Below are 18,374 nucleotides of genomic sequence, written 5' to 3'. Positions count from 1 at the left end.
CAGAGGTTCAACCGGCAGCCTCTAGCGCCAGAGGCCACGCGAGAAGAGGCGCTGCGAGCACGCGGAGGGCGCCTTCGCTGAGCGGGGTTAACTCGCGCTCCCACCGCAGGTCCTCCGCCAAGCGCACCTCGCCGGTCTGGAACCGGTTCTTGTTGCCCTTGAACGTGTGGCTCGTCGCGAGGTCGACGGCGCCGCCTTGGCCTAGCCCGTCCACCTCCAAGTTGGAGAACGCCGCGATCTCGCCCAGCACGCGCTCCGGGTCCGCCATCAGCCTCTCGTACTGGACGCGCATGGATGCCCCCCTGCGCGCGAGTCCCGCCGCCTCGCGGTTGATGCGGCGCCAGCGGTAGAGGTCGAGCGCTGCACGGGGCATGTCGAGCGCGAACCGACCATCGGGGCGGGCCGCCTTGAGGCGGCTCTGGCGCGAGTACACGAACGCGCGGGGATCGCGGACGAGGTGGAGCACGCGGACGTCGGCGCTTGGGATGCGGCGGAGGCATGCCCCGTAATGCGGCCTCTTGGACGAGTCGACGATGACGCGGGCGCCGCTGGCCTCCGTGACGCGGCGGTACATCTCCGTGATTGACTCCAGGTACACCTGCTCCTGCGCCGATGGTGCAGCCCCATGGGCGATGCGTCGCTCCCAAGCCAAAACCTGGTTGTAATGGCCTGAGACATCCACTTGCGAGTGGAAGGACCGCGCGACGTCAAGCGCATCGTTCCAGAACGGGCAGATCGCAAGTGGGTGGCCACACCCACACAGCCGTTCGTCGTAATCCTGCGGGTTTCGCCAAACCAAGTCCAACTCGCCTACATGAGCCACGCTGGGCAGGCTGCCCAAGATGTTGCCCAGCAACGTGGTCCCGCTCCGAGGCGCGGCGGCGATGTACACGATCTGGAGCACGACGGGATGAGATGCGTGAAGGGGTGCCAGTCAGAGCAGAGGGTCACCAGAAGCCTCAGACACAGCGGCGCAACCTAGCGCCTCCGGTACGTGCACACTAGGAGCGCAAGCTAGGACAGAGAGCGCGAGAATCGTGTGAGGCGCGAAGCCTTGCGCAGCCTGGGCCGTACGAGCCCCCGATGCGCACCCAGCCCCCTGCCCCGACCGCCTCTGGCGCGGTCCACTCCGGCGACGGCCTCGCGGCCGACGTGACCGTGGAGGTCCCGCCTCTGGCGGAGATCGCGCCGCCCACCGCCGCGGCTCCATTGCCGCTGCCGCCCGAGCCCCGCATCGAGATCGCCGCGCCGGCCTCGCGCCGCTTCCGCCTCTGGCGGGCGTACAGCGCGGCGGCGCGCATCGCGCTGAGCTACCTCTGGTTCGACCTCTGGGCCAAGGTCCGCGGACCCGCGTGGGCGGCGCGGCGGCGCCAGAGGCTCCATGTCCGCAACGGGCGCCGCGCGCGGCGCGCCATCCTGCGGCTGCGTGGCCTGTTTATCAAGGCCGGGCAGCTCGCGAGCGCGCTCACCAACTTCCTGCCCGAGGGCTTCCGCGACGAGCTCGAAGGCCTGCAAGACCAGGTCCCCGCCGGCGACTTCGCGCACGTCCGCGCGCGCGTGACCTCCGAGCTCGGCGCGCCGCCAGAGGGCCTGTTCGACTGGGTCTCGCCCGAGCCTGTGGCCTCCGCGAGTCTCGCGCAGGTCCACCGCGCGCGGCTAGACGGCCGCGACGTGGCGCTCAAGGTGCAGCACGCCGACATTGAGGCGATCACCGAGCTGGACCTCCAGGCCATCCGCACGATCCTGCGCGTTGTCGGCCGGTGGTTCGGGATTCGCGGACTCAACGCGCAGATGGACGAGATCGAGGCCGTGATCCGCGCCGAGCTGGACTTCCGGCAAGAGGCCATCAACGTCGAGGCCGTGGGCGCAGCCTTGCGCGAGGCCTCTGGCGTCGAGGTACCGACCGTCGTTGCGGAGCGGTCCGCGCAACGTGTGCTCACGACCGAGTGGGTGGACGGCATCAAGTCCGGCGACCTCGCCGCGCTCGACGCCAGTGGCATCGACCGGACCGCCCTCGCCGCGCGCATGCTGGACGCCTACGGCCGCATGGTCTTCGCCGAGGGCGCCTACCACGCCGACCCGCACCCCGGCAACCTCCTCGTCCGGCCCGACCCCGCCGAGCCCGACGGCTTCGCGCTGGTCTTCCTCGATTTCGGCGCCGTCGCGCGCCTCACGCCCACCATGCGCGAGGGGCTCGCGGAGATGATCGCCGGCACGCTCGCCCGCGACGCCTCGCGCGTGACCGCCGCGCTCGGCCTGATGGGCTTCGTGTCCACGGCCTCTGGCGCGAGCGAGACCAACCGGGCGGTCGTGAGCCTGATCGAGAACATCCAGGCCGAGGTGATGCAGGGTATCGACCCCGCCAACTTCAGCCTCGGCGACATCTCGTTCGAGCAGTCGATGGCGCAGCAGAGCATCGCGTTCGACCAGATGCGCGAGATGAACGTGAGCATCCGCGACCTCGCGAGCGCCTTCCGCGTGCCGCGCGACTGGATCCTTTTGGAGCGGACCGCGCTCCTCCTCGTCGGACTGGGGACCGCGCTGGACCCGGCCCTCAACCCGTTTGACCCTGTCTGGCCCTACGTAGAGCCCCTCGTGGGCGAGGCCACGCCCGGCGTCAAGCAGGCGCTCAAGGACCGCGTAGTCGGCGAGGTCAAAACGGCGCTCGGCCTTCCAAGCCGCCTCGACCGTGTGCTGACGCTCGCCGAAACCGGCGCGCTCACCGTCCGCTCCCCCGACGTCGTGGCCTCTGGCGAGCGCGTGGCCGCGGCGGTCGACCGCCTCACGTGGACCGTCGCGGCCTGCGGACTCGGCGCGCTCGCGTTCGCCGCGAGCGGCGCGTGGGTGTGGGTGGCGGGCGTCGCCTCTGGCGGGGCGGCACTGAAAGCGCTCCTGCACCGGTAAGCCAGGGACCTCTGGCGCCAGAGGCTCAGCGTCTCCCCTCATCTCGGGAGAGGCGCGGGGGCGCGACGCGTCCACCTTGTGGTCCCCTTGCCCCACAGGACCATGCGCGCTCTCCTCCCCTTCGCCCTGCTCATCCTCGCCCTACCTGTTCGCGCGCAGTTCCCCATCCCCGTCGTGAGCGACGGGACCTCGCACGAGGTGGTGGGCCTCGCGCACGCCTCCGATGGCGGCCTGTACGCGGTCGGAACGTTCGGTGGCGCCCTCGCGCTAGAGCCCGACTGGCCTCTGGCGACCGTCGAGTGGGAGGCGCCCAACGGGACCGGATTTCTCGCGCGGTTCGATGGCGACGGCGTGCTCCAGTGGGCGCACGTGCTGGAAGCGCGCCGCGCCGGGTTCGGCGACGCGTCCTCCGCCTTTCCAAAGCGCATCGCGGTTTTGGACGACGGCGGCGTCGTCTTGCTGGGCACCATCACGCCGGGGGTTCTGATCGACCTCGACCCCGGCGCGGGCGAGGCCATCGTGCAGCCCCAGACAGGCAACCCCTTGGCGTTCGTCGTCCGCTACGGCGCCTCTGGCGAGTACGTGTGGCACCAGGCCGTCCCGACCACGGGCGCCTTTTCCACCGCCCATCGGATGGGCCTCGCGACCGAGGGCGACGCGGTCTACGTCCTCCTTCCGCCGTCGCCGGACGCGGACCCGGGCGCGCCAGAGGCGCAGTACTTCGCGCCCTCGCTCCTGGCGCTAGACGCAGCAGACGGGAGCACGAGGTTCACCGCCGAGACGACCAGCCCCACCTCGGCGACGGCCGAGGGCGTCGCGGTGGGAGGCGGCGCGGTGTACACCCTGACCCACCACGGCTCTCTGGCCAACCAGCGCTTCACCGTCGAGCGGCACGATGCGACCTCTGGCGCCGCGCTCTGGAGCTACACGCCGACGGCCGGCCGCGACCGACCGGCCGCGATGGAGGCCGACGCCAGCGGCGCGCTCTACGTGGAAGGCGAGCTGACGAGTTCGGCCACAGGCGTGGCGCTGGACCCCTCCGCGCCGGGCACGATCTCGCACTCGCGCTCGGGCAACGAGCGGGCGTTCCTGGGCTCCTACAGCGCCTCTGGCGCGCTCCGGTGGTCCGCCCCCGCCGAGGTCAACGTCGGCGCGTTCGGGTCCGGCTTCGCACTCGGAAGCGACGCGCTCTTCGTCGCCGGCTTCGGCACGCTGAAGTCGTACGCCACTGCCGACGGGAGCCTCGTGCAGACGCTCGCCGCCGTCCACGGAACGCCCTCCCTCTACAGCGTCGCCACGACGGCGAGCCGCGTCTCGGTCTACGCCCAGCCCCGCAACGACGGCCTGTTCGCCTTTGAGGGCCTGCCCGAGGGCTCGCCGGCGACCGCCATCGTGCAACTGGACCAGAGCACGCTCTCCCGTTCCACCAGCCCGACGGCAGCGGCGCCACCCGCCTCTGGCGCGGCGCTCACGCTCGGCGCGGCGCGGCCGCATCCCGTCGCCAGAGGCTCCGAGGTGGAGGTCACGCTCGCGAGCGGCGGCCACGTGCGCCTCCGCTTGTTCGACCTGCTCGGACGCGAGGCCGCCGTCTTCGCCGATGCGGAGATGGCCTCTGGCGTGCACCGCGTGCGCCTGGACGCCAGAGGCCTCGCCTCGGGTACCTACGTGCTCGTGCTGGAGAGCGGCGGCGAGCGACGTGCGCGGACGGTCGTCCTCTCGCGCTGAGAGCGCTCGCGCGGGCTGCGGCCTCTGGCGCCAGAGCTTAGAAGATGGACGCGCCGGTCTTCGTCGTCAGCAGCTCCAGCGCCATCGTGCCCGCGAGGGAGTTCCCCTTGGGACCCAGCCCGGGCGACCACACCGTGGCGACGAACACGCCCGGCAGGACCGCGACGATGCCGCCGCCGACGCCGCTTTTCGCCGGGAGCCCCACGCGGTACGCGAAGTCCCCGGCCTCGTCGTAAACCCCGCAGGTCAGCATCACGGCGTTGATCCGCTTCGCGTGCCGCGGGCTCACCACCCGCGCGCCCGACGGCGAGAGCCCGGCTCTGGCGAGAAACGTGAACGCCCGGCACAGCTCCGCGCACGACATCGAGAGCGAGCACATCCGGCAGTACGCATCGATCACAGCGTCGGGGTCGCCTTGGAGGACGCCGTAGGCCTTGAGCAGGTGCGCGAGCGCCCGGTTGCCGTGCGCCGTCTCCCGTTCCGCCTCGGCCACGGCGAGGTCGTACCCCAACGTCTCGTCGTCGGCCGCGCGTCGGACGAACGCGAGGAGGTGGTCGCCGTTGGACGGCGCCGCAGCGAGAGTGGCGTCGACCACGACGAGCGCCCCGGCGTTGATCATCGGGTTGCGCGGGATCCCGCGCTCGGTCTCCAACTGCACGAGGGAGTTGAACGGCGTCCCCGAGGGCTCGCGCCCCACGCGGCTCCAGATGTCGTCGCCCACGAGTTCCATCGCGTGCGCCAGCCCCAGCACCTTCGCGATGCTCTGGATCGAGAACGGAACGGCCGCGTCGCCGACCGAGAACTCCTCGCCCTCCACCGTCCGGAGCGCCATCCCGAACGGACCGAGGCCGACGGCCGCCAGAGGCGCGATGTAGTCCGCCACGCGCCCGCTCCGCGCGAGCGGCCGGCACTCGTCGGCGATCTCCGCGAGGATGGCGGTGTAGTCCATAGAAGCCGCGCCTCTGGCGCCAGAGGCTACCAGCCGTGGCGCTCGCGCGTGACCGTAAGGTGCGCGAGGTGGTGCCGCCCGTGCCACGCGTACATGCCGGCCATCCACCGCAGCATCATCGGCCCGCCGACGGGGTGGACGAGCGAGCGGCCCCAGTCCTCGGGCGACATCGTGCTCATCAGCGCCACCCATCGCGCGTGGAGCGCCGAGAGCAGGTCCAGGCTCGTCTCCACCGGCGCGACCTGCGTGTCGCCGAGGTCGGCCCACGCGCCTTCGTCGTAGGCCTTGATGCGGGGCGTGTCCTCGGTCAACGCCCATTTAAAGCGGACGTAGGCGTTGGCGTGGCTGTCCGGGACGTGGTGGATCACCTGCCGGAGCGTCCAGCCATCCGGCCGGTAGGGCGTGTCCAGCTGCGCATCGTTCAGGCCTCTGGCGGCGCCGCGGATCTGGGCGGGCAACGCCGCGATCTCGCCGATCCAGGCGCGGAGCTGTTCGTCCGAGACCGGCCCCTCGTGGGCGTACCGGCCGATGGGGTAGCGCGCGTCGGTCATTCTACCGGGAAGTCGAAGTACTGGCCGCGGAAGGGCTCGCCACCCAGCGTGAAGTGCCACCACTCCTTGGAGTAGTTGATAAAGCCGCGCGCGCGCATGGCACCCTTGAGCCGCTGGCGGTTGCGCTGCGCCTCGCGCGAGACGGCGCCAGAGGCCGTCGCGGCGGACGCGTCCAGGCAGTCGTAGGCCGTGCCCATGTCGAGGTCGGCCTCGTCCAGACGTTCGCCGCGCGGGCGGTCGCAGCGCTGGAGCTCGTCGGGGCTGGGGAAGCTCTGGAGCACGTGGCCGAACGCCGGGAGCCGCACGAGCGTGAGGTCCACCGTTGAGCCGCGGCTGTGGCCGCTGCGCGTGGCGATGTAGCCGCGCTGGAAAAGACGCCCGCGGTTCTCGTCGGGGTAGAACGCGAGCTTCATGCTCGCGTCGTCGCCCCCAGCCCACCGCGCGAAGTGGTTGACGGCGGTCTGCGGCCGGTAGCAGTCGTACACCTTGAGGCCCAGCCCGTCGGCTTCCAGGTCCGCGGCGACGAGCTTGAGCGCGTCGGCGGCCTCCTCGCTCAGGATGCACTCGGGCGCGAGGTACCCGTCAATAGGCTCGCCCACGAAGTTGTAGGCCGTGTGGTAGCGGATCTCGCGCGCGATCTCGGGCGCGGTCTCGCTCAGCCGCACAAAGCCCTCGGGCAGGTCGGGCCGCGTGGCCTCTGGCGCGCGCATCGGGACGGGCGGGGGCAGCTCCATGCTCCGCATGGTGTCCGCTCGCGCGGAGTCCACCACGACGGTATCGGCGCGGGCCTCTGGCGAGGAGGGCGGCGCCAGAGGCTCGGAGTCGGCGGTGCCGAGGCAGCCGGCGAGGACGAGGAGGGGGAGTAAGCGGATCACGGGTGCGGAACGGCGGGGCGGCGCAAGCTAGCGTGCGCGGCCCCGAGGCAACCTTGCGGTCGGGGCCGCGCCCGCCCCCGGGGCCGCCAGAGGCCGGGGCTAAATTGCACGCCCCCCTCGCCTCAGCATGACCTCTCCCCTCCTGGCGATCGCCGCCGTCGTCGTCCTCGGCATCGGCGCGCAGTGGCTCGCGTGGCGTTTCCGCCTCCCGTCCATCCTGCTGCTGCTCGTCTTCGGATTTCTCGCCGGGCCGGTCGGGGCACACTTCGGGATCGCGATCATTCCGCAAGAGGCGTTGCAAGGGGACTGGCTCTTTCCGTTCGTGTCGCTCGCGGTCGGCATCATCCTGTTCGAGGGCGGGCTCACGCTGCGGTTCGACGAGCTGCGCGACGTGGGGAAAGCGGTCTTCAACCTCATCACGATCGGCGTGATCGTGACGGGCGTGCTGGCCACGCTGGGCGCGCACTTCCTCGTCGGCTTCTCGTGGGAGGTGGCGGTGGTCATCGGCGCGCTGCTCACCGTGACCGGCCCGACGGTCGTGCTGCCACTGCTCCGCCACGTGCGGCCCGCCGGCCGCGTGGGCACGATCGCGAAGTGGGAGGGCATCACCATCGACCCCATCGGCGCGATCCTGGCCGTGCTGGTCTTGGAGGCCGTGATCCTGATCGAAGAGAGCTCGGCCGCTGGCGAGGGCGAAGGAATCGGGAGCGTGCTGGGCCACCTATTGGAAGGCATCGCGTTCGAGATCGTCGTCGGCGTGGGCGTGGCGATCCTCGCGGCGGCGCTGCTGATCTTCCTGCTCCGGCGGCGGCTGGTCCCGGACTGGCTGCAAAACCCCGTCGCGCTGATGGTCGTCGTGGCGGCGTTTGCCCTCGCGAACACGCTGCAAGAAGAGGCTGGGCTGCTGGAAGCCACGCTGCTCGGCATTTTTATGGCGAACCAGAAGTACGTCTCGGTCCGCCGCATCGTGGAGTTCAAGGAGGACCTCCGCGTGCTGCTGATCTCGCTTCTGTTCATTCTGCTCAGCGCGCGGCTGGAGCTCAGCGCGCTGGAGTTCATGCTGCGGCCCGGCCCCCTGCTCTTCCTCGCGGGCTTGATCGTGATCGTGCGTCCTCTGGCGACGTGGCTCTCCGCCAGAGGCACGGGCCTGACGGGCAAGGAGATCGTGTTCCTCTCGTGGCTGGCGCCGCGCGGGATCGTGGCGGCGGCTGTCGCCAGCCTGTTCTCGTTCCGCCTGGAGGAATTCTACCCGGCCCAAGCCGAGGCCATCGTGCCCATCGTGTTCCTCATCATCGTGGGCACGGTCGCCGTCTACGGGCTCACGATCGCGCCTCTGGCGCGGTGGCTCGGGCTCGCGTTGCCAGACCCGCAGGGCGTGCTCATCGTGGGCGCGCACTCGTGGGCGCAGAAGATGGCGAAGGCGCTGCAGGACCGAGGGTTCACCGTGCTCATGATCGACGCCAACGCGGGGAACGTGCGCCGCGCGCGCAAGCGGGGCCTTCCGGCGCAGCGCGCGAACGTGCTCGCCGAAGGCGTCAAAGACGACCTCGACCTCTCGGGCGTCGGCCGGATGCTCGCCATGACGCCCAACGACGAGGTCAACGCGCTCGCCGCGCTGCACTTCGGCGAGGTCTTCGAAGGCGACGAGGTGTACCAGCTCGCCATGCGCGCCGACGCGCCCGGCCGCCTCGAAGGCGAGATCCCGCGCCACTTGCGCGGGCGCCCCCTGTTCGACGGCGACGTGACCTACGACGACCTCGACGAGCGCTTCGAAAAGGGCGCCCGCATCCACGCCTTCGACATCACCGAAGGCCAAACGATGGACTCCCTCCGCCTGGACCACGAGGGCTTCCTGCCCTTTTTCATCGCCAAGGACGACGGCCACCTCCGCGTCGTCGCCTCGGGCGAGGGCCGCCCCTCGCTGCAGGCAGGCGACATCCTCTTCGCGCTGACAGACCGCGTGCCCGATCCGCCTCTGGCGCCAGAGGCCGAGCGCGCGGGCGCCGCCCCCGAGACCCTGTAGCGCGCCGCTGGCGCCAGAGGCCACCTGCCGCGCTCGCGACGCACCTCTCGCGCGTGGGCCCGGCAGAGCGGCCCCAGCCGAGCACGTTTTCGGAGCCCGCCTGTCACCCGCTCCGCCCCTTCCCGTTGGGAACGCCTGCCTCTGGCGCTAGCGGCGCTCTCCTCGCCCACGACCTCCACCTTCCGCCGATGACCTCCGCCCGCCAGCGCGCGTTTCTCCTGCTCCAGCAGGGCCGCGTGGACCTCGCCGAGACCGAACTCCGCCGCGCGCTCGCCGAGGACCCCAACGACGCCGAGACCCACGCGCTTCTGGCGCTGGCGCTCTGCGACCTCGACCGCGAAGCGGAGGCGCTGGAAGAGGCCAACCGCGCCATCGGGCTCGCGCCGGAGCTTACTCCGGCGCACCTCGCGCGCTCGCAGGCGCTGCTCCAGCTCGACCGCGCCGCCGACGCCGAGGCCTCGGCGCGAGAGGCCATCCGCATCGACCCCGGCGACGCCGACGCCTTTGCCGCTCTCAGCGCGGCGCTCACGGCGCGGCGCCAGAGGCAGGAGGCGCTGGACGCCGCCGAGCAGGCGCTCCGGCTCGATCCCGAGCACCCCAGCGCCACGAACCTCCGCGCCATCGCGCTCGTGCGACTCGGCCGGCGCGACGAGGCCTCTGGCGCGATCGAAGGCGCGCTCTCGCGCGATCCCGAGAACGCCGTCTCGCACGCCAACCGCGGCTGGACGCTGCTGCACCAGAACGACGTGAAGGGCGCGATGCTGTCCTTCCGCGAGGCGCTGCGCCTGGAGCCCGGCAACGAGTGGGCGCGCTCGGGGATTCTGGAGGCGATGAAGGCGCGCAACCCGGTGTACCGCGGGCTCCTGGCGTACTTCCTGTGGATGGACCGGCTCTCCAGCGGGCAGCGCTGGGGCGTCATCATCGGCGGCTACCTCGCCGCTCGGCTCGTCCCGTTCCTCTGGATCGTGTACCTGCCGGTCGTGCTCCTCACGTGGACCGGGGACTCGTTCTTCTCGCTGCTGCTCTTGCTGGACCCGTTCGGGCGGCTGGTGCTCAACCGCGAGGAGAAAGCCGTGGCGGCGCTCGTGGGCACGTGCCTGATCGGCGGGCTCGGGCTCGGCATCGCGGGGCTGGCCGGGGCGCCAGAGGCCCTCTTCCCCGTCGGCCTCGGGCTCATGGCCCTCGCTATCCCGATTGCGGGCACGGCGCGGGCGCCGGAGGACAAGCGGCGGCTCTCGGTTCTCTACACCGCGGCCCTCGCGATGGTCGGCGCGTTCGCGGCGTTCCACATGCTGGCCAACCCGCTCGGTGACATGCACGTCACGCTGGGCGGCATCTACGTCTTCGGCATCGTGGCGTACACGTGGGCCGGCAACCTCCTCGTGCGCTGACGCCAGAGGCCTCTGGCGCGGATACAACCGCGCCCCGCCAGCCGAAGCCTGCGGGGCGCGGGAACGAACGGGCCTCTGGCGCCAGAGGCTCAGGACTGGCCGGTGGCTTTCTGGTACTCCTCCCAGTCGGCGAGGAATTTCTCCAGGCCGCTGTCGGTCAGCGGGTGCTTCAGGAGCTTCTTGATCACGTCCAGCGGCATCGTCGCCACGTCGGCGCCGAGCTCCATGCACTCCACGACGTGCATGGGGTGGCGGATGGACGCGGCGAGCACCTCGGTATCGTAGCCGTACGTGCTGTACACGTCCACGATCTGCCGGATGAGTTCGAGCCCGTTGGAAGAGATGTCGTCCAGGCGACCAATAAACGGCGAGATGTAGGTCGCGCCGGCCTTGGCGGCGATCAGCGCCTGCGGCGCCGAGAAGCACAGCGTGCAGTTGGTCTTGATGCCCTCGTCGGAGAGCGTCTTGATGGTCTTGATGCCGTCCAGGATGAGCGGCACCTTGACGACGACGTTGCTCGCGATCTTGGCGACCTCGCGGCCCTCGGCGACCATCTCGTCGTAGGTCGTGGACACGATCTCGGCGGAGACGTCGCCGTCCACGATGTCGCAGATCTTGGCGATGTGCGCCTGGAAGTCCTCGGCGCCCTCCTTACGCATCAGCGACGGGTTGGTGGTCACGCCGTCGAGGACGCCCATGTCGTGGGCTTCCTTGATTTCGTCGATGGAGGCGGTGTCGATGAAGAACTTCATGGCGAGAGGGTCGGGGGAGAGAGAGCGTCAGTCTACGTCCGGGCCTCTGGCGGGGTCCGCGAGAGTCAGTGAAGCGGCGGCCTCTGGCGCCAGAGGCGCGTGCGGGGATGCGCGCCGGCGGCCACGCGCGGCGGCGGTAAACTCCGTGCCCCACCCCGCGCCCTCATGGAAGACCCCACCTGGACGAGCCTGCTCCCGCCCATCCTCGCCATCGGCCTCGCGATCTGGACGCGGCAGGTGTACCTCTCGCTCGCCGCGGGCATCGTGCTGGGCTTCACCATCCTAGCGGGGTGGAACCCCATCGCGGGGATCGGCGGCGCCATCGAAGGGCTGGTGACCGTGCTCGGCGACCCGGGGAACGCGCGCGTGATCCTGTTCACGCTCGTGATCGGCGCGCTTATCGCGACGGTGGAGGCCGCGGGCGGCGTTAAGGGCTTTGTGGAGATGCTGGACCGCCGCGGCGTGTTCGCAGGCGCCAGAGGCGCGCGGCTCCTGGCGTTCCTGACGGGCGTCGTGATCTTTATCGAGAGCAACATCACGGTCCTGGTGGCGGGCTCGGTCGCGCGCCCACTCTTCGACCGCCAGAAGCGCTCGCGCGAGATGCTGGCCTACCTCATCGACAGCACGAGCGCGGCGGTCTGCATCCTGCTCCCGCTCAACGCGTGGGGCGCCTACATCCTTGGCCTGCTCGGCGAGCAGGGCGTGGAGGAGCCGCTGCGGCTGTTCGTGGAGGCCATCCCGCTCAACTTCTACGCCCTCGCGGCGGTCACGCTCGCGGGCTTTGTGGCCGTGACGGGCTGGGCCATCGGCCCGATGAAAAAGGCCGAGGACCGCGCCGCCAGAGGCCTCCTCTTCGACGAGGGCTCGGCGCCCGCCGTGGACGAAGGCGCGCTCGTGCCGGAGCCCGTCGGGACGATTCCGGCGCGGGCGTTCAACATGATCGTGCCTCTGGCGGCGATGGTGATCACGATGCCGCTAGGGCTCTGGATCACCGGCGACGGCAACCTCCTGGACGGCAGCGGATCGACGAGCGTGCTCTGGGCCGTCCTCGTCGGCCTCGCGGTCGCGTGGGTCCTCATGTTCGTGCAGCGCGGGATGAACGTGACGCAGCTGACCGAAGTCGGCCTCAAGGGCGCGGGCGGGATGCTGGGCATGGCGCTGATCTTGCTCCTCGCGCTCGCGCTCGGCGCGGTCACGCGCGAGCTGGGCGCGGGCATCTTCGTGGCCGAGGGCGTCGCGAACGCGGGCGTCGGGCCGGTCCTGCTCCTCCCGCTCGTGTTCGTCACGGGTGCCTTCGTGGCGTTCTCGACGGGCACGAGCTGGGGCACGTTCGCCATCATGATCCCCATCGCGGTCCCGGCCGCGGCGGCGCTCGGGTTGCCTCTGGCGCCGTTCCTGGCCGCGTCCCTCGCCGGCGGCATCTTCGGCGACCACGCCTCGCCGATCTCGGACACCACCATCGTCTCGTCCCTCGCCGCCGCGACGGATCACATCGCGCACGTCCGCACGCAGCTGCCGTATGCGCTCCTCGCGGGTGGCGTGGCCATTGTCGGCTTCGCGATCACTGGCGCCGTTCTGTAGGGGATGGGGCCAGTGGCGAGTAGCCAGTGGCAGATGCCTGACGAGCCTCTGGCGCCAGAGGCCGCTGGCGACGGCGTGCGGCTTCGAAGCATCCTGAGAGTACCCCCCGCTTCGCTCGCCCTACGGTCGCGAAGCTGTCCCCCTTGGTAAGGGGGACAGTGGGCACCGAAGCCTCGTGAGAGACCGGGATGGCCCGAGGTCTCGCTAGAGGCGCGGTCGGAGCTGTCCCCTTCTCGGAGGGGGACAGAGAACGCGAGCCCGGACTTCCCTCAGAGCGCGGCACCCCTCCCGGCCTCTGGCGCCTGCGCAGAGCGCCACCGCGGTCTACCCGCCAGAGGCCTAGCCGGGACTTAGTAGCAGCCGCGGCCCGAGAGCCAGTTCTGCATCGAGGTCGCCTCGGCGGTGCCATTGGAGCCGCCGCCAGAGGCGTTCGAGAAGTAGGCGTTCTCCCACGCCGAGTTGGACACGCTCACGTTCGCGGTAAACGTGCTCGGCGTGAGGCCGGAGCCGGACGGGTAGCCGACGACCACGTAGTAGGCCACGACGCCGTTGGAGAGCCGGTCGCACTTCGCGAGTTGGTCCTCAACGCGCTTCCAGTTGCCGCGGTTGAAGTTGTAGTGCTGCGGGACGATGTTCGCGCGCTTGCCCCAGCCGCCGAGTTGGCTGCCGATAAGGTGCCCACCGTCGAACGAGGACGCGGGCGAGCCCCAGTTGCCGACGTTGGTCTGGCAGTATGTGGAGCGCGCGGCCGTCGTGACCGGTGGGAGCCGCTTGTAGGCCGCCAGAGGCCGGCCGGTCCCGTCGATGTAGTGGCTCTCGGAGCCGCCGGCGCCGACAAGCGTGATCCACTTGTTGCGGTCGGCGCTGCGGAAGTACTGCGGGCACTCCGTGATGGTGTCGCCCAGCTTCGCCTCCGCCATGTCCGCGGTGCTCACGTCGATCTGCTCGTAGTCCACGCCGTACTCGGCGAACGTCGCTTCGAGGGCCTCTGGCGAGGCGGAGTCCAACAGCGCTGCCAAGCCGTCGAGCCCGCCGACGCCGTCGAGCATGGCCTCGTAGACCGGGTCGGAGGCGACGGGCGCGACGCCGTCGCCAGAGGCAGGCTGGGTGGCGTCACACGCGGCGAGGCTGAACGCGAGGACGAGTGCGCCGAGGGCGGCGCGCCAGGGGAGAGCAAAACGCATAGCGAAGGGAGGGTGAAGAGAGCCCGGGGACCGCAGACGATACCGCCTCTCTCCTCTCCGCGCCACGTTCTCTCGCGTTAGGCCTCTGGCTGCTCCCCTGACCCGCGCGCGAGCCGCGACGTGCCCCACGCGAAGATGGCGAAGCACGTCAGCGCGCCAAACCCGAAGACGATGCGCGCGACGACTACGTTGGCCTCTGGCGAGAGGAACGGCACGCCGCCCGAGAACCCTCCGGCATCGCCCCACAGCGACACCCAGGCGCCGACCAAGCCCATCGCGAGAACGACCGTGGCGCCAGCGGCGGCCCGGATCGGGGAGTGCTCGGGCGTCATGACGGCCACGCCGCACAGCGCAAAGACGAGGCCGCACGCGGCCAGCACCCACGGCGGCACGTGGACGGTCTCAGGGTCCGTAGGGACCACGCCGAACGCGATGCCCAGAATGAAAAGCCCCACGCCGAGGCAGATCACGCCGATCCAGCGAGGTGCAGAGGTGAGGTCGCGCATGCCTCACGTATCGGCCACTTGGGGTGCGGCATAACTCTCCCGCGCGAACGGGATGAGCCCGCGCCGCACAAGCCTCTGGCGCGGACACCGACGCCAGAGGCCTACACCGCGTGCGCATGCAGGTCGTTCAGCGACACCACGTCGAGCGCCTTGCGGTGCGTGGCTTCCAACACGACGGGCGGTGCGACGCCGGCTTCCAGCGCCTCGCGCCAGCGGCTCACGCACAGGCACCACCGGTCGCCGGGGGTCAGGCCCGGGAAGCGGTACTCGGGCCGCGGCGTCGAGAGGTCGTTGCCTCTGGCGCGCGTGAACGCGAGAAAGTCTGCGGTCATGACGGCGCAGACGACGTGCGTGCCGTGGTCGTCGGGGCCGGTCTCGCAGCAGCCGTCGCGGTAGAAGCCGGTGACGGGGTCCGTTCCGCACGTCTGAAGCGCGGTCCCGAGGACGTTCTGGGTGGTCTCGACTTGCATGCTGGTGGAGGGATGCGGGATAGGAAAAGGGATGCGGGAGCGCCTCTGGCGCCAGAGGCCGGGGGCACTTGGGAGGCGTCTCGATGGGAACCCCCTCCGCCCGCTAGCGGGCACCTCCCCTCGGGGAGGGGTAGACACGGCGCCTCTGGCGCCAGAGGCCGGGGCAGACTCCGAGTCCCTCGAACCCAATCCTCCGTCCCTCCCTACTCGAACTCGCCTCTGGCGACGGCGTCGGTGGCCTCCTCCAGCCGTTCCGGCGTGCCGACGTCGAGAAAGCGGTTGGCGGGATCGCCTTCGAACACGCGGACGGCGCCCGGCGTGGCGGCGAGGCGGAGGTAGGTGGTCATAACCGAGAACTTGTCGTCCTCCACCGCCAGAAGCTCGTCGAGCAGCTTGGGTGCGCAGGCCTGGGCGCCGCAGAAGTCGACGCGGCGGACCTCGCCAGAGGCCTCGCGCTTGGTGTGCTCCTCGCCGCCGTAGGCATAGCCGAGAAGCCCGCCGTCGTCTACGAGGAGGTAGCGGTCAGTCTCGGCGGGGGCGACGGCGAGCGTCGCGAAGGCCTGGGGTGTGGCGGTCTGCTGCGCCCACAGCGCCCCCAGGTCCACGCTGGTCAGGATGTCGGCGTTGTGGACGAGAAACGGCTCGGTCCGGCGGAAAAAGCCCGCGGCCTTTTTGATGCCGCCGCCGGTTTCGAGCGGCCCCTCGGGCTCGTGGCTGACGACGACCTCGACGCCCTCGCCCGCTCCTGTCTGCCAGCCGGCGTCCTGCACGTAGGCCTCCACCTGCTCACCGAGGTGCGCGACGTTGACCAGCACGCGGTCGGCGCCAGAGGCGAGGAGGCGCCGCGCCACGCGCTCCAGCATGGGCACGCCGTCCACCTCGACGAGGGCTTTGGGCGTGTGGTTCGTCAGCGGGCGGAGGCGGGTGCCGAGGCCGGCCGCGAGGATCATGGCGTCCATGGAGGGACTGGGGGTTGGGGACGAGGGATTGGCAGAAGGAGAACACGAAGGGAGCGGCAGGGTTCAGCACAGTCCCTCCCCTGAGCCCCATGTCCCCCGAACCCAGCCCCCAGTCCCCACCCCTCGGCGTCGTCCACGGCTACGGCTTCTCCGGCGCGGGCTCTAACCTGTGGACGCGCGCCGTCCTCCGCGCCCTCGCCGCGAACGGTCGCAATGTCCACGTCGTCTGCCAGGAATCCAACCCCGCGCGGTTCGACTTCGTGAGCGAGGCGTGGACGCTCTCGGCCTCTGGCGAGAAGACCCAGAGCGTGGCGCCGCGCGAGACCGGGTACCCCGGCCGCGTGACCGTCCACGTGCCGGACCTGGAGGTGCTCCCGGCGTACGTGCGGCCGAGCCGCCCGTCGTCCTACGTCGTCTACATCCCGGACCTGGAGGACGCGCCTCTGGCGGAGTACATCGCGCGCAACGCGCGGGCGCTGGAACGCGTCGCGAAAGAGAACGGCGTGACGGGCTGGGTCGTCAACCACACTGTGATGATGGCCGTCGCCGCGGCGCGGGCGCGCGCGGAGGGCGGCGCGCCGTTCGCGATCCTGCCGCACGGCAGCGCCATCGAGTACGTCGTCAAAAAAGAGCAGCGCAGCCGCGACCTGGCCGAGGAAGCCGCCCGCGCCGCGTCGGCCGTGTGGGCGCTCAACGGCGAGATGGAGGGCCGCATCAAGGAGGTGTTCGCGGGCTTGGACGGCATCGAGGCCAAGATGGACCGGATGCCGGTCGGGACCGACACGTCGGTTTTCCAGCTCGTCGCGCGCGAGGACCGCCCCCGCGCGGTCGAGCAGATCGGCCAGGCTGCCGGCAGCGCCAGAGGCCGCACGGCACAGCAGGAGGCTGGCCTCCGCCAGAGGCTGGAGGCGCTCGCCCCTGGCGCGTCCGACGAGGCGGTGCACGAGGCGCTCGCCTCTGGCGAGTACGAACGGTCTGCGCCCGACGCGGCACTTGAAGCCAAGCTCGGCGGGATTGACTGGGCCGAGGCCAAAACCGTCGTCTTCGTGGGGCGCCTGATCGCGGCCAAGGGGATGCCCGCGCTCATGATGGCGTTTCCGCGCGTCGCCGCCGCGCACCCCGGCGCGAGGCTCATCGTGGCCGGGACCGGCGGGCTCCGCGAGGCGCTCGAAGCGCTCGCCTGGGCCCTCGCCAGAGGCCGCGCCGACCTCGTGCGGCAGATCGTCCGGCTGGGCGGCGCGCTCGAAGGCGCGGGCGGGCTGGACGCCGAGCCGTTTTTCGCCGCCCAAGCCTTTCTCGACGGCCTCGACGAAGCGGGCGAAGCCGACACGTACTTCGCGACCGCGCAAGAGGCCCTGACCGACAATTCCGTCGTGTTCACCGGCTTTCTCGACCACGCCGCGCTCGGCCCGCTCTACGGTCTGGCAGATGCAGGCGCGTTCCCCTCGGTCGTGCGCGAGGCGTCCCCGCTCGTCGTGCCCGAAAGCGCCGCCGCGGGCGTGCTCCCGGTCGGCCCCGACATCGGCGGCATGGGCGACAGCCTCCGCACCCTCGCCGACGGCCTCCCGCCAGAGGCCCGCGCGCTCCTCCTCGTCCGTCCCGAGGCCGAGCACCGCGTGGGCGACCTTGCCGACCGCCTCTCGCGCGCGCTGGAGCACCCCCGGCAGTACGCCGCGGAGCTGCGCCGCGAGGCCGAGGCCCGGTTCGACTGGCGCGCCATCGCCGAGCGCCTCGCAACCCGTTTGGACGCGCTGGCCTAGGGGTTCTCCCCGGCTCCCGCATAGGGGCTCCCCCCGAAGCGCCTCTGGCGCTGAATCCTTCACGCGTAGGAGGCTTCCCGACGAACCAAACGGGCGCGCCAAGGGGTTAGCCCTCCATGCTGTACGCCCTCCTCTACCGCTCCGTCGCCACCCATCCTGTGGGCGAGCTCTCCCTCCGCGCCCTCACTGTCCGGGCCGCGCAGCGAAACAAAGAACTGGGCGTCACAGGCGTGCTCCTGCACGGCGTACACGAACACCTGCCTGAGATCCCCGGCGCCTTTCTCCAGTGGATTGAAGGGCCGGAAGAGGCCGTGCGCAAGCTGTTCGAAAGCATCTCCGACGATCCGCGCCACCAGAACGTGGAGACGATCGCCGAGGGGCCTCTGGCGAAGCTGGCTGGGACAAACCAGCGCCTGTTCCCCGACTGGGACATGGAGGCGGGGACCATCGGTGAGCTGCCCGCTACGCTCGCGGGCTTTCTCACGTACGTCCGCCGCCAGAAGCGCGGCGGCGGCTGGGCGCTCGCGGCCTAAGCCCTGAAGGTCACCGTGGCGCGGCGGCATCCGTCGCGGCGACAGCGATCTGCACCGGCATAGCGCCCTCGCGGCGACGTAGCTGCCGGGCCTCTTGCGTCTGGGCGCGTGCGGGCGCCCATTCGAACACGCCAGAGGCTCCCTCTCAATCCCCCACCGAACCTTCCGGGATCGGGTGGAATGGCCGCGCGTACTTTTGTCCCACGCATTT

At 70.9% G+C, this 18,374-nt stretch carries 16 protein-coding genes; 7 read left to right on the top strand and 9 right to left on the bottom strand.

The features are described from left to right. Positions 1–7: 7 nt before the first annotated feature. Positions 8–904, bottom strand: a complete 897-nt coding sequence (locus BSZ36_RS01305) for a sulfotransferase family protein (RefSeq protein ID WP_179270956.1) — start codon at positions 902–904, stop codon at positions 8–10. A 179-nt stretch (positions 905–1,083) separates the two neighbouring features. On the opposite strand from BSZ36_RS01305, the gene BSZ36_RS01300 reads away from it, so the two are divergent. Together BSZ36_RS01300 and BSZ36_RS01295 are read left to right on the top strand one after the other, a co-directional pair. Beyond that, positions 1,084–2,904, top strand: a complete 1,821-nt coding sequence (locus tag BSZ36_RS01300; RefSeq protein WP_094545357.1) for an ABC1 kinase family protein — start codon at positions 1,084–1,086, stop codon at positions 2,902–2,904. 102 nt (positions 2,905–3,006) lie between these two features. After that, positions 3,007–4,629, top strand: coding sequence for a hypothetical protein (locus BSZ36_RS01295; protein WP_094545356.1), 1,623 nt, complete (start codon positions 3,007–3,009; stop codon positions 4,627–4,629). Between the two features lie 37 nt (positions 4,630–4,666). Here the strand turns inward: BSZ36_RS01295 and BSZ36_RS01290 are convergent, their stop codons facing one another. The 3 genes from BSZ36_RS01290 to BSZ36_RS01280 are packed head-to-tail and all read right to left on the bottom strand — an operon-like array spanning position 4,667 to position 7,004. Next, complete coding sequence (locus tag BSZ36_RS01290) at positions 4,667–5,578, bottom strand: glutaminase (RefSeq protein ID WP_094545355.1); 912 nt, start codon at positions 5,576–5,578, stop codon at positions 4,667–4,669. A gap of 26 nt (positions 5,579–5,604) precedes the next feature. Further along, a complete protein-coding gene (locus BSZ36_RS01285; RefSeq protein ID WP_094545354.1) occupies positions 5,605–6,129 on the bottom strand; it encodes a YfiT family bacillithiol transferase in 525 nt (174 codons plus the stop codon). Continuing rightward, complete coding sequence (locus tag BSZ36_RS01280) at positions 6,126–7,004, bottom strand: M15 family metallopeptidase (protein WP_094545353.1); 879 nt, start codon at positions 7,002–7,004, stop codon at positions 6,126–6,128. Before BSZ36_RS01280 ends, BSZ36_RS01285 begins: the two co-directional genes overlap by 4 nt. 127 nt (positions 7,005–7,131) lie before the next feature. On the opposite strand from BSZ36_RS01280, the gene BSZ36_RS01275 reads away from it, so the two are divergent. Both BSZ36_RS01275 and BSZ36_RS01270 read left to right on the top strand, forming a co-directional pair. Continuing rightward, on the top strand, positions 7,132–9,027 hold the full coding sequence (locus tag BSZ36_RS01275; RefSeq protein ID WP_094545352.1) for a cation:proton antiporter: 1,896 nt from the start codon (positions 7,132–7,134) through the stop codon (positions 9,025–9,027). 188 nt (positions 9,028–9,215) lie between these two features. Next, the gene (locus BSZ36_RS01270) at positions 9,216–10,418 is read left to right on the top strand and encodes a tetratricopeptide repeat protein (RefSeq protein ID WP_094545351.1); all 1,203 of its coding nucleotides are present in this window, start codon (positions 9,216–9,218) and stop codon (positions 10,416–10,418) included. Positions 10,419–10,507: 89 nt separating this feature from the next. Here BSZ36_RS01270 and fsa read toward each other — a convergent pair whose 3' ends face one another. Further along, complete coding sequence (fsa, locus tag BSZ36_RS01265; RefSeq protein WP_094545350.1) at positions 10,508–11,170, bottom strand: fructose-6-phosphate aldolase; 663 nt, start codon at positions 11,168–11,170, stop codon at positions 10,508–10,510. A gap of 165 nt (positions 11,171–11,335) precedes the next feature. Here fsa and BSZ36_RS01260 point away from each other — a divergent pair, with 165 nt between their 5' ends. Further along, on the top strand, positions 11,336–12,751 hold the full coding sequence (locus BSZ36_RS01260; RefSeq protein ID WP_094545349.1) for a Na+/H+ antiporter NhaC family protein: 1,416 nt from the start codon (positions 11,336–11,338) through the stop codon (positions 12,749–12,751). Between the two features lie 350 nt (positions 12,752–13,101). Here the strand turns inward: BSZ36_RS01260 and BSZ36_RS01255 are convergent, their stop codons facing one another. From BSZ36_RS01255 to BSZ36_RS01240, 4 genes are all read right to left on the bottom strand, one after another. Beyond that, entirely contained in the window at positions 13,102–13,935 is an 834-nt protein-coding gene (locus tag BSZ36_RS01255) for a DNA/RNA non-specific endonuclease (RefSeq protein WP_094545348.1), read from the bottom strand. A 77-nt stretch (positions 13,936–14,012) separates the two neighbouring features. After that, entirely contained in the window at positions 14,013–14,441 is a 429-nt protein-coding gene (locus tag BSZ36_RS01250) for a hypothetical protein (RefSeq protein WP_094545347.1), read from the bottom strand. Positions 14,442–14,542: 101 nt separating this feature from the next. Further along, entirely contained in the window at positions 14,543–14,911 is a 369-nt protein-coding gene (locus BSZ36_RS01245; RefSeq protein WP_094545346.1) for a DUF2237 family protein, read from the bottom strand. A gap of 203 nt (positions 14,912–15,114) precedes the next feature. Further along, positions 15,115–15,870 (bottom strand): nucleotidyltransferase family protein, encoded by a 756-nt coding sequence (locus BSZ36_RS01240; RefSeq protein ID WP_094545345.1) that lies wholly within the window; start codon positions 15,868–15,870, stop codon positions 15,115–15,117. Between the two features lie 89 nt (positions 15,871–15,959). Here BSZ36_RS01240 and BSZ36_RS01235 point away from each other — a divergent pair, with 89 nt between their 5' ends. Together BSZ36_RS01235 and BSZ36_RS01230 are read left to right on the top strand one after the other, a co-directional pair. Further along, complete coding sequence (locus BSZ36_RS01235; protein WP_094545344.1) at positions 15,960–17,630, top strand: glycosyltransferase; 1,671 nt, start codon at positions 15,960–15,962, stop codon at positions 17,628–17,630. Positions 17,631–17,746: 116 nt separating this feature from the next. Further along, positions 17,747–18,163, top strand: a complete 417-nt coding sequence (locus BSZ36_RS01230; protein WP_094545343.1) for a BLUF domain-containing protein — start codon at positions 17,747–17,749, stop codon at positions 18,161–18,163. Positions 18,164–18,374 lie beyond the last annotated feature (211 nt).

The sequence above is a fragment of the Rubricoccus marinus genome (assembly GCF_002257665.1).
Classification (GTDB): domain Bacteria; phylum Bacteroidota; class Rhodothermia; order Rhodothermales; family Rubricoccaceae; genus Rubricoccus; species Rubricoccus marinus.
The sequence above is the reverse complement of the archived record's forward strand: the minus strand, read 5'-3'. Positions and strand labels throughout refer to the sequence as shown.

Excerpts from the sequence above, each read along its gene's own strand:
- BSZ36_RS01300 (WP_094545357.1), top strand. The coding sequence starts at position 1,084 with ATGCGCACCCAGCCCCCTGCCCCGACCGCCTCTGGCGCGGTCCACTCC.
- BSZ36_RS01295 (WP_094545356.1), top strand. The coding sequence starts at position 3,007 with ATGCGCGCTCTCCTCCCCTTCGCCCTGCTCATCCTCGCCCTACCTGTT.
- BSZ36_RS01290 (WP_094545355.1), bottom strand. The coding sequence starts at position 5,578 with ATGGACTACACCGCCATCCTCGCGGAGATCGCCGACGAGTGCCGGCCG.
- BSZ36_RS01285 (WP_094545354.1), bottom strand. The coding sequence starts at position 6,129 with ATGACCGACGCGCGCTACCCCATCGGCCGGTACGCCCACGAGGGGCCG.
- BSZ36_RS01275 (WP_094545352.1), top strand. The coding sequence starts at position 7,132 with ATGACCTCTCCCCTCCTGGCGATCGCCGCCGTCGTCGTCCTCGGCATC.
- BSZ36_RS01270 (WP_094545351.1), top strand. The coding sequence starts at position 9,216 with ATGACCTCCGCCCGCCAGCGCGCGTTTCTCCTGCTCCAGCAGGGCCGC.
- fsa (WP_094545350.1), bottom strand. The coding sequence starts at position 11,170 with ATGAAGTTCTTCATCGACACCGCCTCCATCGACGAAATCAAGGAAGCC.
- BSZ36_RS01260 (WP_094545349.1), top strand. The coding sequence starts at position 11,336 with ATGGAAGACCCCACCTGGACGAGCCTGCTCCCGCCCATCCTCGCCATC.
- BSZ36_RS01255 (WP_094545348.1), bottom strand. The coding sequence starts at position 13,935 with ATGCGTTTTGCTCTCCCCTGGCGCGCCGCCCTCGGCGCACTCGTCCTC.
- BSZ36_RS01250 (WP_094545347.1), bottom strand. The coding sequence starts at position 14,441 with ATGCGCGACCTCACCTCTGCACCTCGCTGGATCGGCGTGATCTGCCTC.
- BSZ36_RS01245 (WP_094545346.1), bottom strand. The coding sequence starts at position 14,911 with ATGCAAGTCGAGACCACCCAGAACGTCCTCGGGACCGCGCTTCAGACG.
- BSZ36_RS01240 (WP_094545345.1), bottom strand. The coding sequence starts at position 15,870 with ATGGACGCCATGATCCTCGCGGCCGGCCTCGGCACCCGCCTCCGCCCG.
- BSZ36_RS01235 (WP_094545344.1), top strand. The coding sequence starts at position 15,960 with ATGTCCCCCGAACCCAGCCCCCAGTCCCCACCCCTCGGCGTCGTCCAC.
- BSZ36_RS01230 (WP_094545343.1), top strand. The coding sequence starts at position 17,747 with ATGCTGTACGCCCTCCTCTACCGCTCCGTCGCCACCCATCCTGTGGGC.